Raw genomic sequence first — 21,049 nt, forward strand, 5'->3', positions numbered from 1 at the left:
AATACTTATTTATTTCCTTTTTTAATAATCTGCCCTTCAAAGGCATTTACAAAATAACTCGTATCTCCATTTACAACAATGTGCCAAGTTGGTGCTAAAACTTGAGAATTTAATAACGGCAGATCAAACGTATAGTATCCAAACTCTACGTCTGTCACTTTATCTTTCTTTTTCAATTCATCCTTCAAAAACAAATTTTCTAATGCTTTTAAAGGAGACAAAACATCCTGCTCATCATCCAACGTTTTCACAGAACCTAGCATCGTTTGTTCATATGAAACAATTTCACCTTTATCATTTAAATGAGCAATAATCATGCCATTTTCATTGTCATAGATTTTGTGCTTCTTATATTGTTGAAAGAATGTAACTGTTTTTTTCTCTTTATTAACATTCCATAGCTCATAATCTTCACCCGAGAGCACATATCGTTTTAGAAATTGACTTAGCTTTGCTTTTGTATTTTTTTCAGGCACTGAAAAAGGTTTGTCTAATACGCTTCGAATTGTTTTTTCCTCAAGCAGCGCTGCTTTTTGTTCTTTAAGCTTTTTTAAATCTTCATCTTTAAACAGTTTGCTTTTGGCATTTAACGACGAAGCTTCCTTCACATCTGTAGGTAAATGTTTATATTCAATGCCTTCACTCGTTAATTGTTCTTCAACGCTCGACTCTACAAATAGAGAGTACTGATCTTCTTGGTGAGTTTTAAAAATCTGATAGCCTAAGTAAATATTAAGAATCAAGAAAGTGAAAATAAAGATGGTTTTTGTTCTATTCCAATCCATCGTTATCGCCTCCTTCGGTCGGCGGTGCAATTCGATACCATTTGCTATTATAATAATAGAACCAAGAAGGAACGAGTTTGACAGAATTAGAATTAAACTCAACCGTCTTTTCACCGGTTTTCGGCTGCTGTGACACTTCTTCTAGCTGATAGCCTATTGAAATATCTTTTAACAGATTCGGGTCAAAGTTTTGGTGTTTTTCAATTAATTGAATCACCTTTTGAGATGACTGCAGCTTTTCTACACTCGAATCCTGTACTCTTACAAAACGATAAAGAGGACGACGGTAATTTAAAATCTCCGCATTTCCCCATCTCTGATATATTTCAGTCATTCCCTGATTGCTGTAAACTGGATAGTTATCTTTATAATAACGATAGCTAATTTCTTTTGTAATACGATTCCAGCTGTTGAACCTGTAATTAGATTCCGTCCAGCCGCCGTGGTCATTAACGAAGCTAAAGCTGCGATTTATTAAATTATAATCTTCCATTACTTCGGTTGTGGAATTTACAAGATTCACATATTCCATCACGTCTGTCTTCGTATTAACATTAATCACTTTTGTACCTTCGGTGTAGACATCTCGGTTTGTAGACGTTTCCTTCCGTGCATAGTCTGGGTTGTTAAAAAGCGCTTCTTTATATTTTTCAATATCTAAATGCCTCATGCTCGTATAGTAGACTTCACTATTCATCGTGATATTATTTTCCGGAAGGAAGATATACCGATTTTTGTTTTCTTTATATACAAAGCTCGGGGCATACGTACGTTTCATTTTATCTTCTAATTCTTTGATATCATCTTTGGCCAAATTCTTAACTGTAACCGAATAAATCTTTTTTTGCTCATAATTCACAAGATACACGCTCACGAAAAAGGAAGGTGTACGCTTAATTTTAATGAGTACACGGTCAAATGTTTGATTAGGCAAAGACGTTTGAGAAAATGAAAAAAGCTGTTGAAATGTTTTCAAAGGTAGCGCGTCTGGATACAACACTTCAATAGAATTACTTCCATGGACATAATTTAAAAATCCATCAGGAGAAATAGCATCCGAAACGTCCGTCACATTCGAAAATTTCCACTTTTTCATTTCATTTACCCATTTGTTTACATCATCTTCGTCGTGAGACATGTAGTGATTATCGTTTCGATGATAGAGAACTTCTGTTGGAAGAATATGATCTTCTATTTTACTTTTTGAACTCACTTCAACTTCCTGCAAATGTTGATTTTTTGAAATGACCTTATAAGAAGGCTGATACGTCCATATATGATACGTCATAATTAAACTGGAAGCGACGAGAACAACTAAGATAGCCGTTTTGATATGTTCATATCTCATTCCCATTCGTCATCATTCTCACTTTCAATCGGAAGAGTAAAGTAAATCGTTGTTCCTTTTCCTTCCTGACTATCTGCCCAAATACGTCCATCATGTGCTTCAATAATTTCCTTGGCAATAGCAAGCCCTAATCCTGTTCCACCTAATTTACGCGTTCGTGCTTTATCTACACGATAGAAGCGTTCGAAAATTTTAGCTAAATTTGATTTTGGAATTCCCATACCTTGGTCTTTAATGCTCACAACAATTTCATGCGTATGCTGAGCAATTGAAAATGTAATGGTTCCGCCTTCAGGCGAATATTTTATTGCATTGGAAATAATGTTATCTAATACTTGTGTAATTTTATCTTGATCGATAGCGACATAGATTGCTTCATTTGGCAAGTCGCGCACGAACGAAATACCTTGTTCAATTGTCATTTCAAAGCGATCAATGATGTAATGATAGAACTTCACAAAATTGATTGGGTCACGACTAAATCGGTAGTCTTGGCTATCTAGCTTAGATAATTGAAGCAAGTCGTTAACGAGACGAATCATTCGTTCTGTTTCCGTTTGCGTTACATTTAAAAATGTTGGAGCTAATTCCTTATCTTTCCACGCTCCTTCTGCAAGCGCATCTAAATAACTGCGCATCGTTGTTAACGGCGTACGCAATTCATGTGAAACATTCGCTACAAATTCTCGGCGATCTTGATCAATTTTCTCCTGCTCTGTAATATCATGCAAGACAATGATAATCCCATTAATAAAACCGGTCTCTTTTTGAATAGCGGAAATGGTAGCTCTTAAAATAAAGGGATCCGATTTTGTACTAAAGTCCAAAATTAATGACTCTTGATTAGCGAGCAAGCTTTCAAACGTATGCGTTTCTTCAAGATCTAATAGGGAAACAACTGGATCAGACAAAACCGTTTCACGTGAAACATTTAGCATAGCTGCAGCTGGATCATTAATTAAAATTACTCTTCCCTTTCGATCCGTGGCAATAACGCCGTCCGTCATGTGAGCTAATACCGAACTAAGCTTACGGCGCTCCCCTTCTGTAGTTGCCTGTGCTTCTTGAAGCTTTCTTGTTAAGTTGTTGAATGTGAGAGCTAGCTGACCAATTTCATCATACCCGTATACCTTAGCTTTTCTCGTAAAATTCCCTTTGGCCATCTCAAGTGCTTGTTTTCTCATTTCAGACATTGGACGAGTAATCGTCTGAGCTAAAAACACGCCTAAAATAGCTGTAATAAAAAGAGCAATCACCGTACCTGCCTTAAAGATCTGATTGATATTACTCATTTGATCGTAAACAGGCTCCATGGAAGCTGTTAAGTAAATAGCACCTAAGATTTCTTCGCTAGACTGAACTTTTCCATTTTTATTAGTTGAATTTGATTGACTGGCACCTACTTTATCCTGTAAACGAATAGGCTGTATCATAACTCTGATTCGCTGTCCGCTTTGATCAACAAATACATTATCAGAGTTCGTTCCTGCTAACAACGCATTTGTAATCGCTAAATCATTAGTTTTTTTACCTATGATCTGTTGAGGATTTGAGTTCGATGTAGCAATGATTCTTCTATTTTGGTCAATGACTCTTACTTCAGAGATGTCATTCATATCATTTGAAGCTAAATTGGGTCTTGAAGCAAAATCTCGTAAAATAGTCTTTAAGTCTTCCTCAAGAGTAGGTGAATCATCATCGCGATTTTTCACCATTTCTTGTCCAATATTATACGTCAGCAAGTCTGTCCGCTCTTGAAGAGACGTTCGAAAGTTGTTAACTAATTCTTTTTCTAATTGTCGTGCAAAATAGACCCCAATAATTTGCATCGCAATTAAAATGAGCAGCACATAAATCAATACAAACTTTAAATGAATAGATTGCAGGAGCCTTACTTTCTTCATCTAAAATTACTCCTGCTCTGGGCTGCGTAAATAATAGCCTACTCCACGTCTTGTTACAATCCACATTGGATGGCTTGGATTATCTTCAATTTTTTCACGTAATCTTCGAACTGTTACATCTACCGTACGCACATCACCAAAGTAGTCATAACCCCATACTGTTTGAAGCAAGTGTTCACGCGTCATGACTTGTCCAATGTGCTTCGCTAAATAATGCAGCAGCTCAAATTCACGGTGAGTCAGTTCAATCGTTTCCCCGCGCTTAGACACGATATAAGCATCTGGGTGAATAACAAGTGCTCCAATCGTAATTTCATTCGTTTCGCTTTCTTCTGTTGGAACAGCTACTTGCTGATGTCTACGTAAATTAGCTTTTACACGTGCTAATAATTCACGCGTACTGAACGGCTTAGTTACATAATCATCTGCACCTAATTCTAGACCTAAAACTTTGTCAATTTCAGAATCTTTTGCTGTTAACATGATAATTGGCATATCATATTTTTTGCGCACTTCTCGGCAAACTTCCATTCCATCTTTTTGAGGAAGCATAATATCTAATAAAATCATTTCAGGCTGTACTTCTTCCACTTTTTCAAGTGCTTCTACGCCATCATAAGCACAAAATACTTCGTAACCTTCTTTTTGCAAATTGAACTTTAAAATATCTGCAATCGGCTTTTCGTCATCTACGACTAAAATACGTTTATCCATGATCATCGTTCTCCTTTATTAGTTGAAGCAAAATATAAAAGATAGTATTCATACTGTTTGAATACCGTAGTTTTATTATACTTGATAACCCTTGAAACGTCACAAGTTCATCCTCTACTATACATGAAGATATATGATTTTCAACCATCTCTAAATACAAAAGTAATATATTACCACAAAAGAGATACAAAGCAAATAACGTTTTCTTTTAAATGTAAATAAAAGAAAAAAGCATGACTTTAAATAAAGTCATGCTTTTTGATGGCTCGGGACGGAATCGAACCGCCGACACAAGGATTTTCAGTCCTTTGCTCTACCAACTGAGCTACCGAGCCAAAATGGCGGTCCCGACGGGAATCGAACCCGCGATCTCCTGCGTGACAGGCAGGCATGTTAACCGCTACACCACGGGACCTCAGTCTATATGCTATGTATTAAAAATATTAAAAATGACCCGTACGGGATTCGAACCCGTGTTACCGCCGTGAAAGGGCGGTGTCTTAACCGCTTGACCAACGGGCCACGTTGTAACAAAAGTGAGCCATGAAGGACTCGAACCTTCGACCCTCTGATTAAAAGTCAGATGCTCTACCAACTGAGCTAATGGCTCATGTTATATCTCTTAGCGACGCTTATTATAATAACATGATATTTCATATGAATGCAATAGTTTTTTAAAACTTTCTTTTTATTATTGAGCTTTTTTAAAAAATCTTGTTAACAAAGCACCAATTATAAATAAAAAAGGTTAGCTCACGAGGAGCTAACCTTTTTTATTTAGCTATATACACCACGTAATACATTTGTTTGTGTACGATCTGGACCTACAGAGAAAATAGATAAAGGAATACCTGTTAATTGAGACACGCGCTCTAAGTAGTGGCGAGCGTTATCAGGTAACTCATCTAATGTTTTCACACCCGTAATATCTTCTGTCCAACCTGGAAGCTCTTCATATACAGGTTCGCATTTTGCAAGTGTTTTTAAGCTAGCAGGGAATTCTTCCATGATTTCCCCTTTATAACGGTAAGCTACACAAATCTTTAATGTCTCAATTCCCGTTAATACATCAATTGAGTTTAAAGATAAATCTGTGATTCCACTAACGCGACGAGCATGACGTACAACTACACTGTCGAACCAACCTACACGGCGAGGACGACCAGTTGTTGTACCATATTCACGTCCTACTTCACGGATTTGATCACCGATTTCGTTTGTTAATTCAGTTGGGAAAGGACCGTCACCAACACGAGTTGTATACGCTTTTGATACACCTACAACATGTTTGATTTTAGATGGACCTACACCAGAGCCAATTGTTACTCCACCCGCTACTGGGTTTGAAGATGTAACAAATGGATATGTTCCTTGGTCGATATCTAACATAACACCTTGTGCGCCTTCAAATAGTACACGACGTCCTTCGTCTAACGCATCATTTAATACTACTGATGTATCAACAACATATTTTGCAACTTGTTGACCATACTCATAGTACTCATCTAAAATTTCTTCTAATGTAAAGCCTTCTACTTCATACATTTTTTCAAGAAGGCGGTTCTTTTCAGCTAAGTTTTGTGTTAATTTTGCTTCAAATACTTCACGGTCTAGTAAATCGGCAATTCGAATACCAACACGTGCTGCTTTATCCATATAAGCTGGTCCAATACCTTTTTTCGTTGTACCAATCTTATTTTCACCTTTGCGTTCTTCTTCAACTTCATCTAATTTTAAATGATATGGAAGAATCACATGAGCTCGGTTACTAATACGTAAGTTTTCTGTTGTTACACCGCGATCATGTAAGTATTTTAATTCTTGAACAAGCGCTTTTGGATCGACAACCATACCGTTTCCAATTACACATGTTTTGTCATTATAAAAAATACCTGAAGGAATTAAATGTAACTTATAAGTTTCACCATTAAACTTAATTGTGTGACCTGCATTGTTCCCACCTTGGTAACGTGCAATCACTTCTGCATTTTCTGATAGGAAGTCTGTAATCTTCCCTTTTCCTTCATCTCCCCATTGTGTTCCTACTACAACGACTGAAGACATATCTTAAGCACCTCCGCTTAGTAAGCAACAGCTCACTACGACATAATTTAACCATGGATAAGTGTATCAATTTATCACGCTAAAGTCAATTAAATCCGAACGATTTAACAAAAGTTATTGCAAATATATCGTATTTTGCGGAACGAATGCGATAACAATAAAATAAAACCTCTCATACTGAGAGGTTTTATGCACCAGGCGGCACTCCTGCGTCATCAAAGCGCCGCTCGAGATTAACGAATTTATTGTACTCTTTTACAAAGGCAAGCTGTACGGTTCCAACTGGACCGTTACGCTGCTTGGCTATAATAATCTCGATAATATTTTGATTTTCTGTATCTTTTTCGTAATAGTCTTCACGATATAAGAAAGCTACAATATCGGCATCCTGCTCAATACTTCCGGATTCACGGATATCAGACATCATTGGCCGCTTATCTTGTCTTTGCTCTACTCCACGGGAAAGCTGTGATAAGGCGATAACAGGAACTTCTAATTCACGAGCTAAAGCTTTTAACGCACGAGAAATTTCAGATACTTCCTGCTGTCGGTTTTCTCCGCTTCGTCCATTTCCTTGAATGAGCTGTAAGTAGTCAATTAAAATCATCCCAAGCCCGCCTTCTTGTTTCAAGCGACGACACTTAGAACGAATTTCACCTACACGAATACCCGGTGTATCATCAATATAAATCCCTGCATTGGACAAAGATCCCATTGCCATAGTGAGCTTTCCCCAGTCATCAGCTGTAAGCGAACCTGTACGCAGCCTTTGTGCATCAATATTTCCTTCCGCACACAGCATCCTCATAACAAGCTGCTGAGCACCCATCTCTAAACTGAAGATGGCTACGTTCTCATCCGTTTTCGTTGCAACGTTTTGCGCAATATTTAAGGCAAAAGCCGTTTTACCTACAGATGGTCGAGCCGCTACAATGATTAAATCATTTCGCTGGAACCCTGCCGTCATTCTATCTAAATCACTAAACCCAGTTGGGATACCTGTAATGTCACCTTTTCGATTGTGAAGAACTTCGATATCATCGTACGTTTGTACAAGTACATCTTTGATATTTTGAAACACACCGCTGTTTTTACGCTGTGCTACTTCTAAAATGTTTTTTTCCGCTTCATTTAATAAAACTTCCACTTCGTCTTCCCTTGCATATCCTTCTGAAGCAATATGCGTTGCAGTACGAATTAAACGGCGTAAAATCGACTTTTCTTCTACGATTTTACCGTAATACTCTACGTTTGCAGCCGTTGGAACAGAGTTAGCTAAATCACTTAAATACGATACGCCGCCAACTTCTTCTAGGATTTTTTGGTCAGCTAATTCAGACGTTACCGTTACCAAATCAACCGGTTCACCTTGGTCAGAAAGTTTCAGCATACATGTAAAGATTTTCTGGTGCGATGCCCGGTAAAAATCTTCAGGTATTAGCAGTTCAGATGCTAAGGTTAAAGAAGAAGGCTCTAAGAAAATGGCCCCTAATAGCGCTTGCTCTGCTTCAATATTCTGAGGCGGAAGACGATCAGCAAAAAGATCACTCATATTTCTATGCCCCTCTTATATTCTTTCAGTATTTTCTTTCATCATAAATGTTGGCGCGAACAAATACAAGTCCGCGCCAACCCTTTATATTATTTACTTATTTCTCAATCTTACGTTTATTTTTGTTCAGTCACGTGTACCTTTACCGTAGCCGTTACTTCCGGATGTAATTTAACCGGTACATTTGTGTAGCCTAATGCGCGAATTGCATCATTTAATTCAATTTTACGCTTATCTACTTTAATTTTGTGCTTTTTCTTTAATTCTTCAGCAATTTGTTTGCTTGTGATAGAACCGAATAAACGGCCGCCTTCACCAGATTTTGCTGTTAATTCAACTGTTAGTTCTTCAAGAGTTGCTTTTAACTCTTTGTTTGCTTGAAGTTCTGCAGCTGCATCTTTTTGCTCTCTATTTTTTTGTGCTTCTAATACTTTCACATTACCGCCTGTAGCTTCAACAGCATAACCATTTTTTAACAAGAAGTTATGTGCATAACCGTCTGAAACATTTTTCACTTCACCTTTTTTGCCTTTTCCTTTTACATCTTTTAAGAAAATTACTTTCATGATTTTTTACCTCCATCTAAGTACTCATCAATTGCTTGTTTAAGCCGTTCTTCAGCTTCATCCAAACTAATGTCTTGAAGCTGAGTAGCAGCATTCGTTAAATGGCCTCCGCCTTGGAGACTTTCCATAATAACTTGTACATTGATATCTCCAAGCGATCTAGCACTAATGCCAATTAGATTATCCCGTCGCTTAGAAATAACAAACGAAGCAACCACTCCGCTGATTGAAAGCAGCGTATCTGCAGCCTGCGCAATTAACACTTGATCATACATTTTGTTTGGTTCAGCTCGTGAAATGGCAATACCTGCTGTATAAATCTCTGCATGTTCAATAAAGCGTGCTCGCTGTACATATTGCGTGATATCTTCTTTTAAAAACTTTTGAACAAGAACCGTATCTGCGCCTTGAGAACGTAAAAAGGACGCTGCATCAAACGTACGAGATCCCGTGCGTAATGTAAAGCTTTTTGTATCGACAATAATACCGGCTAAAAGTGCTGTTGCTTCTAGCATATCAATTTTAAATCGTTTTGGCTGGTATTCAAGAAGCTCAGTAACGAGTTCTGCTGTCGAGGAAGCATATGGCTCCATATAGACAAGAAGAGGATCTTCGATAAAGTCTTCTCCTCGTCTATGATGATCAATGACCACGACATTTTCAATACGATTTAATAACCTTTCTTCAATAACGAGCGACGGCTTATGCGTATCTACTACTACTAAAAGAGTATCATCACTAACAAGATTTAAGGCTTCTTCAGGCGTAATAAATCGTTCCCACAAGCCTTCTTTCTTTTTAATCTCTTCTAGCATTCGCTGAACACCTGTATCAATATGATCAGGATCTAATACGATAAAACCGTCTTTCTGATTGACTTGCGCTACTTTTAATATCCCAATAGCAGCTCCTACAGCATCCATATCCGGATACTTATGACCCATGATAATCACTTTTCCACTTTCTGTAATGAGCTCTTTTAACGCGTGAGAAATAACTCTTGCACGCACGCGCGTCCGTTTTTCCATTGGGTTTGTCTTGCCCCCAAAGAATTTTACTTTTCCATTCGGCTGTTTAATCGCTACTTGATCTCCACCTCGACCTAAGGCCAAATCCAAACTAGATTGAGCTAAAGCACCCAGCTCAGGTAAATCAGCAGCACCAGCTCCGATACCAATGCTCAATGTAAGCGGTATATTTTGTTTAGACGTCTCTTCTCGAACTTGGTCTAAGATAGAAAATTTGCTTCGCTCTAAATGAATTAAGATTTGTTCATTCATAATCGCAATAAATTTCTCGGAAGACGTACGTTTAATAAAAATACCGTATTCTTGAGCCCAACTATTTAACATAGAGGTTACTTGGCTATTCAAGTTACTTTTAACTTGATCATCCATTCCTTGCGTTAGTTCATCATAATTATCTAAAAAGATAATACCTAAACTTGTTCGTTCTTCTTCATACAATTTTTCGATTTCTATTTGCTCTGTAATATCAAAGAAGTACAGTAAGCGCTCGTCTCGTTTAATCACCACTTTAAATTTCCGATCATGCAACGTGACAACTTCTGTTTCCACTTCTTGTTTGATCAGTGGAATAATACTTTCGGCTACATCGTATAATGATCTTCCCACTAGTGTGTCTTCACCGAGACAAGATGCTAGAAAAGGATTGGTCCATTCAATTTGATATTCATCATTAAACAGCATAATCCCAATCGGCATTTCCATTAATGCCTCTTCGCCTACTTTTTTCAGCCGATGAGACAGCATTGAAATATAGGTTTCAAACTCATCGGACAGCATTCGCTCCATTCTCATGTATAGAAAAAGACAGGCTAATAGTAATATAAAGCCTATCATTCCTATGATCCAATTATGATAGGTCACGATACCTACTAAAATCAGAGCTATACTATACAATGAGTAAAATGGATAGCGAATGACGTTCTTTTTTGTAAAGACAGGCATCCATTTCAGCTCCTACTTTTTTAAGTTCCACAATATCTACTTTTTTGTGTCTAATTGTTTTCTTAAATTAAATCCTAAATCAATTATACCTAAGATGCGCACAATTTGAAGGATAATCGGAATAATTAATGCTAAAATTGTTACAACAATTGGAATTGCTTTGGCATACCCTTTTTGATGTGAGAAATAGAAAATAAAAGAGATCCCTTGTAACACTACTAGCATTTGCAGTCCCATCACGATGTTGATAATAGCTACGTACATAAATGTACCTTGTTCAATATTAAAAGATGGGAAGGATAAAATTAATGCAATCAAATAATACCATAGAATACTTTTAGGAAGTTTAAATTCACGAAAAGGCGGGAATGCTTGCACCTCATAACCTGTTCTTTTAAGAATAGGCGTAGCAATAAGCTGAGAGAAAAAGGCCAGAATAACTCCGCCCATAACAATTAATAGAGGCAACAGATTTTTAAACATATCAAATGCATCTCTCATTTGGTCAATTTGAGATTCCTTAACGTCTTGTCCTAAACTTTTCATCATTTCAATACTTTGATTAATCGATTGATCTAAAGCATTATTTATTTGCTCCATTAGATTAACATTAAAAACGATATTTGCTCCTACGAACAATAAAAGTAAACCTAAACTAAATGCAACCGTGCCGCCTAGTAAAATGGTATACCTTTTTTGTTTTTGTCGGTAAAGCATTCCTATTGCTAATCCACCAATACCAAATACAAATGTAAAAGGAAGAGTCAACACATTTCCAAATAACAAAGTCAATAACAACCCTACTACTAAAAATAATGTTGCCTTTTTCCATCCATGACGAACGGTATACACAATAAATGGAACAGCTAGCGCTAGTTGAAAAATGGTTCCCACAACAGGTATGTATAGTGAAAAAAGCAACAGCGCCACAAACAGCGCTAAAAGAGCTGCTCCTTCTGTAATATATCGAATTCCTTTCACAACTTCACCTCGTTGATATAGACTATTATTTATTTTATCGATTCAATTCATAAGAAGCAACTATTTGGCAAAAGAGCACCTATGTAATGTAAAAAGAGGCAGTAAGGGAATCCTTACTGCCTCTTTTTATACCGTTCATTATTCACCAGAAACATATGGTAATAATGCCATTTGACGAGCGCGTTTGATAGCGATCGTTAATTTACGTTGGTATTTAGCGCTTGTTCCAGTTACACGACGAGGTAAAATTTTACCACGCTCTGAAACGAATTTTTTAAGCATATCTACATCTTTGTAATCGATGTGAGTGATGCCGTTTGCTGTGAAGAAACAAACTTTACGACGTCTGTTGCGTCCACCTTTACGTCCACCTGCCATTTTGATACGCCTCCTTCCGCTTAAAAGTTTCTATAAAATTTTATACTCCGGATAATCTACTGCGAATTAAAACGGTAAATCGTCATCTGAAATGTCAATTGTCTCGCCATTATTTGCAAATGGATCATCATCAACGCGAGTATAACCTTGATTACCTGAGTTACGGTTCTGATTATCTCCAAATGGAGAGCCTTGTCCAGATCCTCCAGTGTTAGCAAAGTTACTGCGTTGCGTATCCCCACCGCCACTTTTCGGCTCTAAAAATTGCACACTTTCCGCTACAACTTCCGTTACGTATACGCGACGACCGTCTTGTCCTTCGTAACTGCGAGATTGTAGTCGACCATCAACACCAGCTAAACTTCCTTTTTTAAGGAAATTGGCTGCATTTTCAGCCTGACGACGCCATACAACACAGTTGATGAAGTCAGCTTCACGTTCACCTTGCTGATTTGTAAATGTGCGGTTTACCGCTAAAGTGAATGTTGCAACCGCTGCTCCACTCGGGGTATAACGTAATTCAGGATCTTTGGTTAAGCGTCCTACGAGAATTACGCGATTCATCATCAGAACCACTCCTTAAGGAAATAAAACCCAATTTATTTAAACGTTTAATTATGCTTCTTGTTTAACAACGATATGACGGATAATGTCTTCGTTGATTTTCGCAAGACGATCAAATTCAGAAACTGCTTCTGAAGTAGCCGCCACGTCAAGAATCATGTAGTAACCGTCACGGAAATCATTGATTTCGTATGCTAAACGACGTTTACCCCATTCTTTAACATTTGCGATTTCAGCACCATTATCAGTTAATACGCCGTTAAAGCGCTCAACTAATGCTTTCTTTGCTTCGTCATCAATGCTTGGACGGATGATGTACATTACTTCATACTTTCTCATCACTGTCACCTCCTTTTGGTCTAACGGCCCGAAACGGGCAAGGAGCAATAAAATATTACTCACGAATTAAAATTATAGCACACTACCATAGGCAAAGCAATACGCATTGCGGGCTGTTTCGTAAATATATGCTAATATTTTCGCCAACGACAAAAGCCGAAAGAAGATATCTTCTTTCGGCTTTTAATCTTATACGTTAAAGCGGAAATGCATAACGTCTCCGTCTTTTACGATGTATTCTTTTCCTTCTAAACGTACTTTTCCAGCTTCACGAGCTGCTCCCATTGTTTTGGCAGCTAATAAATCCTCATATGACACCGTTTCTGCGCGAATAAATCCGCGTTCAAAATCTGTATGAATAATACCTGCACACTCAGGAGCTTTCATACCTTGTGTAAACGTCCATGCGCGTACTTCTTGCTCACCAGCTGTAAAGTACGTAGCTAATCCAAGTAAGTCGTACGCTGCACGTACAAGCTGATCTAGACCTGACTGTTCAATGCCTAGTTCTTCAAGGAACATTGCTTTTTCTTCTCCTTCAAGCTCAGCAATTTCAGATTCAATGCGTGCGCAAACAACAATCACTTCTGCACCTTCACTTGCCGCATACTCGCGCACTTTTGCTACATATTCGTTAGCAGATGCATCGGCTACTTCATCTTCAGAAACGTTTGCTACATAAAGAATAGGTTTGATTGTTAGCAAATGAAATTGTTTTACTAGTTTCATTTGTTCTTCTGTAAATGATACAGCACGAGCTGGCTGATCACTTTCAAATGCATTCTTTAGTTTCTCTAGAATTTCGTATTCATACATTGCTTCTTTATCTTTTTGTTTAGCCATTTTTTGAACACGGCCAATACGCTTCTCTACCGTTTCTAAATCTGCTAAAATCAACTCTAAATTAATTGTTTCAATATCTGAAATAGGATCTACTTTTCCTGAAACGTGCGTGATGTTTTCATCTTCAAAACAACGCACAACGTGACAAATTGCATCTACTTCTCGAATATGAGATAAGAATTTATTTCCCAGTCCTTCACCTTTACTAGCACCCTTTACGATTCCAGCGATATCTGTGAATTCAAATGCTGTTGGAATTGTTTTTTTAGGTTTTACAAGCTCTGTAAGTTTTTGAAGACGATGATCAGGTACTTCTACAATACCTACGTTAGGATCAATCGTACAGAAAGGATAGTTCGCAGATTCTGCGCCCGCTTGTGTAATTGCATTAAATAATGTTGATTTTCCAACGTTAGGAAGACCAACAATTCCAGCTGTTAAAGCCATATATTTATTCACTCCTCTTTATATATCCGAAACAAGTTAACCTGTCACAATTATAGTGAGTCAACTTTTGAAATACAAGTTTGATAAAGAACCTTTAACCGCATGGCGTTCAGGTACCTCATTTTGTCCCACCTTACAGTATAAGGCATAAACATAGAAAATGCATGAGGTTATTCCTCATGCTTTACAAGAATTTTTTTCATTTTACGTGCAAAATCACGTCTTGGAATCATTACGCTGTGGCCGCAGCCTTCACATTTGATACGGATATCCATTCCCATTCGAATGATTTTCCATTCATTTGTACCGCAAGGATGAGGTTTTTTCATTTCCACAACGTCATTTAAACCAAATTCTTTTTCCGTCATCAGCTCTCTCCTCCTTATTTCCCTTTCAACGTCGACGAATGCTGTGCTTCTTCTGTACGATTATACATAACCATACGAGGAAATGGAACTTCAATGCCATGTTCATTTAGCCTTGTACGCACTTCTTTACGAATCATACGAGAAATATGGAAATGTCTCATTGGTTTTACTTCGCTTGTAATCCTCATTGTGACTTCAGTTGCATGGATATTTTGAACCCCCAGCAATTCAGGCGTTTTAACCATATCTTCATAGCGGCTTGGCAATTCTTCTAAGAGCTCTAAAATCACTTGTTCTGCTTTTTGTATGTTTTCTTCATAAGAAATGCTTACATCAACGAAAGCTACGCTGTTATGTAACGAAAAATTAGTGACCTCCACAATACTGCCATTGGGCAAGATATTAATCTCGCCTGTCCAACTCTTAATCTTTGTTGTTCGCAGACCAATTTCTTCTACAGTTCCCTCAAATGTTCCTACTCGAACATAATCGCCAACGGAAAACTGATCTTCAAAGATAATAAAAAATCCCGTGATGATGTCTTTCACTAAGTTTTGAGCACCAAACCCTACCGCGAGCCCTACGATTCCAGCCCCCGCTAGCAATCCTCGAACGTCTACTGATAATGTTTCTAAAATCATAACTCCCGCAACGAAATAAATAGCATAAGAAAAAACGTTCTGAAGCAAACGGACCATCGTAGCTTCTCGTCGCTCAGAAATACGCAGAGGGCTATTTGTGCGAACCTCTACAAATTTATTTAACGCTTGCTTTCCAATTCGAATTAAAAACATGGAAATAAGCAGAATCAACAGAATTTTTATGAAGCCTTCTCCAATATGTGCCCACGTTTCTTCTTGAAAAAATGGCTCAAATACGTTCTTAAAAACTGACGTCAACGAATTCATACTACATGTAGCTCCTATCGTAACATACTCTACGTACGAGAAAGTTTTAATCTATTGTAGCAAGTTTCTACGAACTTTTGTAGCGATTTCGAAATGGATATAATAGAACGGCTGTTACTAAAAATAAATTGACGATTCCATACATTGGATACAAAACGGCAATCAAAGTAGAAAAACCTAACTTTGTAAAGGGAATCATTAAAAGTAGCCAGCAGGCTGCCAATTTCCAAAGAGATTTCACCTTTTCAGTATGAAAACGCGCGGTCAGTCCTAAGATTCCCGATACGGCTGTTGTATAAATTGCAATGAGCAAAACAATGCTCATTAAAAACAGCATCGTATAAGGAAAGTCTTTAAGAATAGCGAATAATGGAATTTCATAAGAGGAAAGAAGGCCTGAAACTTGAATAAGCGATTCATTATAAATAAAGGAGAGCCCCCCTAATAAAAAACCACTGCCAACACTTGCAATATAAATCTCTTTTTTGCTTTTAATTTCCTTTCCAATTGTAGATAATACCGCAACAAGAGGAAGAATATTTAAAGCCGTAAAGGTAAAAGCAGCAGGCCAATTATGCTGAAGATGCCAATCAGTTACTCCAGGATGACGTAAAACAAATGTAAGAAGTACGCCAGCTAGTCCAATCATTAAAATTGGCATAACGAAAGAATTGATAGAAAGAAGCCCATTTAATCCTCTTGAAAAAACAAAGACGATAAACGCACTAAGAGCGCCAATTCCCCACCAGTAAGGAACATGCCACATTTCCAATGTCGCCCCGCCGCCCGCGATCATAATCACCGTTGTCGTAAACAAATAAAAAACGATTAAAACATCGTAGGCTGCAGCCCATCTCTTTCCTATTAATTCAATTAGCACTGGGTAAAATTGATTGGTTCGGTAACGATAGCTGATTTGCATAATCACATTGCAAGAAATCGCAAAAATAATAGAAAATAGAAAAATAGCAAGTCCGCTTTCTTCCCCAAAAAACTGCCATAGCTCTCTCCCTGAAGCATACCCGGCGCCTATCATGGTTCCCATAATTAAGAATATCCATTTACATCCTGCTCTCCACATCGATTTTCCCCCAATCCATGAAATATATGTATAGAATCTTCAAAATCTTCGTATACTGTTACTATTATGTATAAGGAGTGGACCCTATGAATTTAAAATCTCCCTTCTTTGAGAAGACACAACATTCAACCCGCGTATTTCATGATGAAGAATCTGCTACAAAGAAGCTGAGTACACAGTTACTATCTTTACTTCCAGCACAGAAAGACAGACCAATTGTTTTTGTATGTATTGGAACGGACCGTTCAACTGGGGACTCATTGGGTCCATTAGTCGGAACGAAACTGAATGAAAAAAAGGTTTCATCTTTTCACATTTTTGGAACGTTAGAAGAGCCTGTTCATGCTGTTAATTTGAAAGAAACGTTAAAACATATTCAAAAGCTTTTCCCGAATCCTTTTATTATTGGAATTGATGCTTGTTTAGGTCGTATGAAAAGCGTAGGCTCTGCATCACTTGGAATAGGACCCGTTAAACCAGGAGCAGGAGTTAATAAAGAATTGCCGCCAGTCGGGGATATTCATATAACAGGGGTTGTCAACGTGAGCGGATTTATGGAATTTTTCGTCTTGCAAAATACGAGGCTTCACCTCGTTATGTGCATTGCCGATTTAATTGCGAAAAGTATTGAGACTGCGCACAACGAACGAGAGAAAGAGTTTAATAATTCTTCGGTTTACCAACCTGTAAGACATTATAAACAATAAAAAAGGTTGTCCTAAAACTAGGACAACCTTTTTTATACAGAAGATTTGTTAGTCTGAGAAAGATCGTTAAATAATTCAAGAAGACGGTTTAAATCTTCTTTAGAGAAAAATTCGATTTCAATTTTTCCTTTTTTCTTGCTTTGTGTAATGTGAACGGAGGTACCAAAACGCTCACGAAGCTGTGTTTCACTTTGTTTTATAAATAAATCTTTATCTTTTTTAGTTTTTGATGTTTCACGTGGAACGGCTTTATTTAAGTGGGCAATATAAGCCTCTAGCTGTCTGACATTCAATTGTTCCTTGCGTATTTTTTCAACGACTTTAGGTAGAAGAGCTTTATTTTTCAAACCGACTAGCGTACGCCCGTGGCCCATAGACAATTCATTAGTAGAAATGAGGGTTTGAATTTCCTCAGGCAGTTGCAAGAGGCGAACATAGTTCGCAATATGAGGTCGGCTTTTTCCCAGTCGTGTAGCAAGTTGCTCCTGTGTCATATCGAGCTTATCCATAAGCAATTGATAAGCGGTTGCTTCTTCAATTGGCGTCAAATCCTCACGCTGTAAATTCTCTAACAAAGCTAGTTCCATCATTTGCTTCTCTGAAAAGTCTTTTATAATGACAGGAACAGTAGCAAGGTCGGCTTCTTTAGCAGCTCTAAATCGTCTTTCACCCGCTAAGATTTCATAGCCTTTAATGCTTTTGCGAGCTACAATAGGCTGTAAGATGCCATGATGTAAAATGGATTGCTTTAACTCATTAATTGCTTCTTTATTAAACGTTTTACGTGGTTGATAGGGGTTGGGTCTGAGTTCGTGAATAGCAACTTCCTGAATTGAATCATCAGCCTGTGCATCTAAGCCTGAAAATAAGGCATTAATTCCTTTCCCTAATCCTTTCGCCATTATAAATCACTTCCTTTGCAAGTTCCGTATAAACTGCGGCCCCTCTAGATCTTGCATCATATAAGATAATTGGTTCACCATGACTAGGTGCTTCGCTCAAACGAACATTTCGAGGAATAATCGTTTGATAAACACGATCCTGAAAGTACTTCTTCACTTCTGCTGTTACCTGCAGTCCTAAATTTGTGCGTGCGTCAAGCATAGTCAGCAATACACCTTCGATACGCAGTTGATTATTCAAATGTTTTTGGACTAATCTAACGGTATTTAGCAATTGACTTAACCCTTCAAGCGCATAATATTCACACTGTACAGGTATTAAAACAGAATCAGCTGCCGTTAACGCATTTAATGTCAGTAAACCAAGAGAAGGGGGACAATCAATAATAACATAATCAAAGTGATCTTTCACCGTTTCTAAAGCTCTCTTAAGTCGAACTTCACGTGAAATAGTCGACACTAATTCAATTTCTGCACCAGCTAATTGAATGGTCGCGGGAATAATTGATAAATTTTCGACGGCTGTTGAACGAACAACGTTTTTGGCTTCCATATCTTCCACGATTACATTATAAATACATTCATCTACATCTGCTTTATCTATGCCAACTCCACTCGTAGCGTTACCCTGGGGATCTCCGTCTACAAGTAGAACCTTTTTTCCTTGTTCAGCTAAACAAGCTCCTAAATTAACAGCGGTTGTGGTTTTTCCAACTCCGCCTTTTTGATTCGCAACTGCCACAATTTTCCCCATGTTGTCACCTACTTTCATTTCCATCCCATTTGTCCAGACAGTTTAATTGTTCATTGAATTTTCTGACGAAAAACTTTGATAAAAAAGCCTCATCAAAAAAAGATGAGGGCTATTTCTTTATTTTTTCGGAATCTTAATAGTAAACTGAAAATATTCATCAAACTCTTCTTCTTCCGTGTTTAATGAAATACCGCTGTCACTAACCATTGTCAAGGATTGACGAATTGTATTCATTGCGATACGCGTATCTTTACTAAACGCTTTTCTTTTTGCTTTTGGCTTTTTAACCTGCGTTTCTAACAATTTAACTACTCGATCTTCCGTTTGTTTTACATTTAATTGTTTTTCAATAATCTCAGCTAATACTTGAAGTTGTTTTTCTTGATTTTTGAGGGGAATGAGCGCTCTTGCATGTCGCTCTGTAATCAATTTTTGTTTGATTGCTTCTTGTATTTCAACAGGAAGCTTTAACAAACGAAGCTTGTTTGCAATTGTGGATTGGCCTTTTCCTAAACGTTGAGCTAATGCCTCTTGGGTAAGATTATGTAACTCAATTAACTTTGCGTAGGCTAGTGCTTCTTCGACAGCCGTTAGCTCTTCACGTTGTAAGTTTTCTATTAAAGCCACAGAGGCCGTTTCTGTATCGTTAAAATGTTTCACAATTGCAGGAACCGTATCCCATCCTAAGCTTTGTACAGCTCTCCACCGGCGTTCTCCAGCAATTAATTCGTATTCTTCGCCCTCAGTCGGTCGAACCACAATAGGTTGAATAATACCGTGTGTATGAATAGTAAGAGCTAGCTCTTCAATTTTTGCTTCATTAAACACAGTACGCGGCTGATAACGATTCGGAATAATACTTGAAACCCTAATTTGTTTTACTTCATCTCTTAAAACTTTTTCGACATTTTCATCTTGGACAGTTTCAATCTCTACATGAATATCCTCATCTTTTTCTTTTAAATTAAAGAAACGTGAAAAAGCAGATTTCATAGTCCCACACCACCTTCAGGAAAATCCCGCCTTAAACTAATTCGATGTTTTTTAATCATATCCTGCTTTCTAAACAGAAAATATAGAGAAGAAAATGTTTCATATGAAACATTCTCTTCTCTATCTATTTAATGCCTACTCTAGTGGAAGCTTAACTGGGGTACCAGGTTTTCTAGGATATTTTTTAGGCGTTTTCTTTATTTTGTCTATTAAAATAATGTAACGTTCACTTTGCTCCAAAGGCAATTGGAAATGTTCAATCGACTTTACTTTTCCACCTAATACTTGGAATGATTTTTCTCCATTTTTTAATTCCTCAGGGGCAGAAGCACCTTTCATTGCTAAAAAGCGTCCTTGTTCTTTAACAAGCGGTAAGCAAAATTCATTAAGAACCGAGATACGTGCCACGGCTCTTGCCGTTACAAGATCGAATGACTCGCGACTCGTTTCTTTTTTACCAAATGTTTCAGCTCGATCATGACATAGTGTGACATTGTCTAGTTCAAGCTCATTTACAAGATGCGTTAAAAACGTAATACGCTTTTGTAACGAATCAACGATTGTTACATGCAAATGCGGGAAACAAATTTTGATCGGAATACTTGGAAATCCTGCTCCTGCACCTACATCACACATGGATTCAATTTCTGTAAAGTCTTGAAAAAAAGCAGCTGAAATAGAATCGTAAAAATGCTTTTCATACACTTCACCGTGATCAGTGATAGCAGTTAAATTCATTTTTTCATTCCATTCCACTAAAACTTGATAATACTTTTCAAATTGATTCAGCTGTTTAGAAGAAAGAGAAATTCCCTTTTCCTCTAATAGCTGTTGAAACTGTTGAATATTCATTGAGTTTCCCTTTCTTCGCGCCTAAGAGT

General features: G+C 37.6%; 21 protein-coding genes and 4 tRNA genes. 1 reads left to right on the forward strand and 24 read right to left on the reverse strand.

The window, feature by feature from the left end; genetic code table 11:
• Positions 1–5: 5 nt before the first annotated feature.
• The 20 genes from ACN6NE_RS10870 to ACN6NE_RS10965 all read right to left on the reverse strand — a co-directional run bounded on the left by ACN6NE_RS10870 (position 6) and on the right by ACN6NE_RS10965 (position 16,812).
• A complete protein-coding gene (locus ACN6NE_RS10870; protein ID WP_116074943.1) occupies positions 6–785 on the reverse strand; it encodes a two-component system regulatory protein YycI in 780 nt (259 codons plus the stop codon).
• Positions 772–2,139 carry a YycH family regulatory protein gene (locus tag ACN6NE_RS10875; RefSeq protein ID WP_028409756.1) on the reverse strand — a complete coding sequence of 456 codons (1,368 nt, stop codon included), beginning with the start codon at positions 2,137–2,139 and terminating at the stop codon, positions 772–774. Before ACN6NE_RS10875 ends, ACN6NE_RS10870 begins: the two co-directional genes overlap by 14 nt.
• A complete protein-coding gene (walK, locus tag ACN6NE_RS10880) occupies positions 2,130–4,037 on the reverse strand; it encodes a cell wall metabolism sensor histidine kinase WalK (protein WP_129705578.1) in 1,908 nt (635 codons plus the stop codon). The genes ACN6NE_RS10875 and walK overlap by 10 nt, the downstream gene beginning before the upstream one ends.
• 6 nt (positions 4,038–4,043) lie before the next feature.
• Positions 4,044–4,751, reverse strand: a complete 708-nt coding sequence (yycF, locus tag ACN6NE_RS10885) for a response regulator YycF (RefSeq protein WP_013085552.1) — start codon at positions 4,749–4,751, stop codon at positions 4,044–4,046.
• A 262-nt stretch (positions 4,752–5,013) separates the two neighbouring features.
• Positions 5,014–5,086 (reverse strand) — tRNA-Phe (locus tag ACN6NE_RS10890).
• A 4-nt stretch (positions 5,087–5,090) separates the two neighbouring features.
• Positions 5,091–5,166: transfer RNA gene (locus ACN6NE_RS10895), tRNA-Asp, on the reverse strand.
• 35 nt (positions 5,167–5,201) lie between these two features.
• Positions 5,202–5,273, reverse strand: a tRNA-Glu gene (locus tag ACN6NE_RS10900).
• Between the two features lie 15 nt (positions 5,274–5,288).
• Positions 5,289–5,361 (reverse strand) — tRNA-Lys (locus ACN6NE_RS10905).
• A 167-nt stretch (positions 5,362–5,528) separates the two neighbouring features.
• Complete coding sequence (locus tag ACN6NE_RS10910; protein ID WP_129705580.1) at positions 5,529–6,815, reverse strand: adenylosuccinate synthase; 1,287 nt, start codon at positions 6,813–6,815, stop codon at positions 5,529–5,531.
• A 187-nt stretch (positions 6,816–7,002) separates the two neighbouring features.
• The gene (gene dnaB / locus ACN6NE_RS10915) at positions 7,003–8,367 is read right to left on the reverse strand and encodes a replicative DNA helicase (RefSeq protein WP_013059909.1); all 1,365 of its coding nucleotides are present in this window, start codon (positions 8,365–8,367) and stop codon (positions 7,003–7,005) included.
• A gap of 116 nt (positions 8,368–8,483) precedes the next feature.
• Positions 8,484–8,933: a 50S ribosomal protein L9 gene (rplI, locus tag ACN6NE_RS10920; RefSeq protein ID WP_013059910.1), complete on the reverse strand. Its 450-nt coding sequence runs from the start codon at positions 8,931–8,933 to the stop codon at positions 8,484–8,486.
• Complete coding sequence (locus tag ACN6NE_RS10925) at positions 8,930–10,903, reverse strand: DHH family phosphoesterase (protein ID WP_025752414.1); 1,974 nt, start codon at positions 10,901–10,903, stop codon at positions 8,930–8,932. Before ACN6NE_RS10925 ends, rplI begins: the two co-directional genes overlap by 4 nt.
• Positions 10,904–10,939: 36 nt before the next feature.
• Positions 10,940–11,884, reverse strand: coding sequence for a YybS family protein (locus ACN6NE_RS10930; RefSeq protein ID WP_129705582.1), 945 nt, complete (start codon positions 11,882–11,884; stop codon positions 10,940–10,942).
• 138 nt (positions 11,885–12,022) lie between these two features.
• The gene (gene rpsR / locus ACN6NE_RS10935) at positions 12,023–12,262 is read right to left on the reverse strand and encodes a 30S ribosomal protein S18 (protein WP_013059913.1); all 240 of its coding nucleotides are present in this window, start codon (positions 12,260–12,262) and stop codon (positions 12,023–12,025) included.
• Positions 12,263–12,328: 66 nt separating this feature from the next.
• Positions 12,329–12,829 carry a single-stranded DNA-binding protein gene (ssb, locus tag ACN6NE_RS10940; protein ID WP_013059914.1) on the reverse strand — a complete coding sequence of 167 codons (501 nt, stop codon included), beginning with the start codon at positions 12,827–12,829 and terminating at the stop codon, positions 12,329–12,331.
• Between the two features lie 48 nt (positions 12,830–12,877).
• Positions 12,878–13,165, reverse strand: a complete 288-nt coding sequence (rpsF, locus tag ACN6NE_RS10945; protein ID WP_013059915.1) for a 30S ribosomal protein S6 — start codon at positions 13,163–13,165, stop codon at positions 12,878–12,880.
• 189 nt (positions 13,166–13,354) lie between these two features.
• Complete coding sequence (ychF, locus tag ACN6NE_RS10950) at positions 13,355–14,455, reverse strand: redox-regulated ATPase YchF (RefSeq protein ID WP_013059916.1); 1,101 nt, start codon at positions 14,453–14,455, stop codon at positions 13,355–13,357.
• 170 nt (positions 14,456–14,625) lie between these two features.
• Positions 14,626–14,823: a DUF951 domain-containing protein gene (locus ACN6NE_RS10955; protein WP_013059917.1), complete on the reverse strand. Its 198-nt coding sequence runs from the start codon at positions 14,821–14,823 to the stop codon at positions 14,626–14,628.
• Positions 14,824–14,837: 14 nt separating this feature from the next.
• Positions 14,838–15,731, reverse strand: coding sequence for a mechanosensitive ion channel family protein (locus ACN6NE_RS10960; RefSeq protein WP_057240096.1), 894 nt, complete (start codon positions 15,729–15,731; stop codon positions 14,838–14,840).
• Positions 15,732–15,798: 67 nt separating this feature from the next.
• Entirely contained in the window at positions 15,799–16,812 is a 1,014-nt protein-coding gene (locus ACN6NE_RS10965; protein WP_129705584.1) for a YkvI family membrane protein, read from the reverse strand.
• Between the two features lie 86 nt (positions 16,813–16,898).
• On the opposite strand from ACN6NE_RS10965, the gene yyaC reads away from it, so the two are divergent.
• Entirely contained in the window at positions 16,899–17,519 is a 621-nt protein-coding gene (gene yyaC / locus ACN6NE_RS10970; protein ID WP_013059920.1) for a spore protease YyaC, read from the forward strand.
• Between the two features lie 32 nt (positions 17,520–17,551).
• On the opposite strand, the gene ACN6NE_RS10975 is transcribed toward yyaC, so the two are convergent.
• The 4 genes from ACN6NE_RS10975 to rsmG form a co-directional block, all read right to left on the reverse strand.
• Positions 17,552–18,421 (reverse strand): ParB/RepB/Spo0J family partition protein, encoded by an 870-nt coding sequence (locus ACN6NE_RS10975; RefSeq protein WP_013059921.1) that lies wholly within the window; start codon positions 18,419–18,421, stop codon positions 17,552–17,554.
• Positions 18,393–19,175, reverse strand: a complete 783-nt coding sequence (locus ACN6NE_RS10980) for a ParA family protein (RefSeq protein WP_028409764.1) — start codon at positions 19,173–19,175, stop codon at positions 18,393–18,395. Before ACN6NE_RS10980 ends, ACN6NE_RS10975 begins: the two co-directional genes overlap by 29 nt.
• Positions 19,176–19,292: 117 nt before the next feature.
• Entirely contained in the window at positions 19,293–20,168 is an 876-nt protein-coding gene (noc, locus tag ACN6NE_RS10985) for a nucleoid occlusion protein (RefSeq protein ID WP_013059923.1), read from the reverse strand.
• 135 nt (positions 20,169–20,303) lie between these two features.
• The gene (gene rsmG, locus ACN6NE_RS10990) at positions 20,304–21,020 is read right to left on the reverse strand and encodes a 16S rRNA (guanine(527)-N(7))-methyltransferase RsmG (protein ID WP_129705586.1); all 717 of its coding nucleotides are present in this window, start codon (positions 21,018–21,020) and stop codon (positions 20,304–20,306) included.
• Between the last annotated feature and the right edge of the window lie 29 nt (positions 21,021–21,049).

This window comes from Priestia sp. 53B2, from assembly GCF_056099005.1.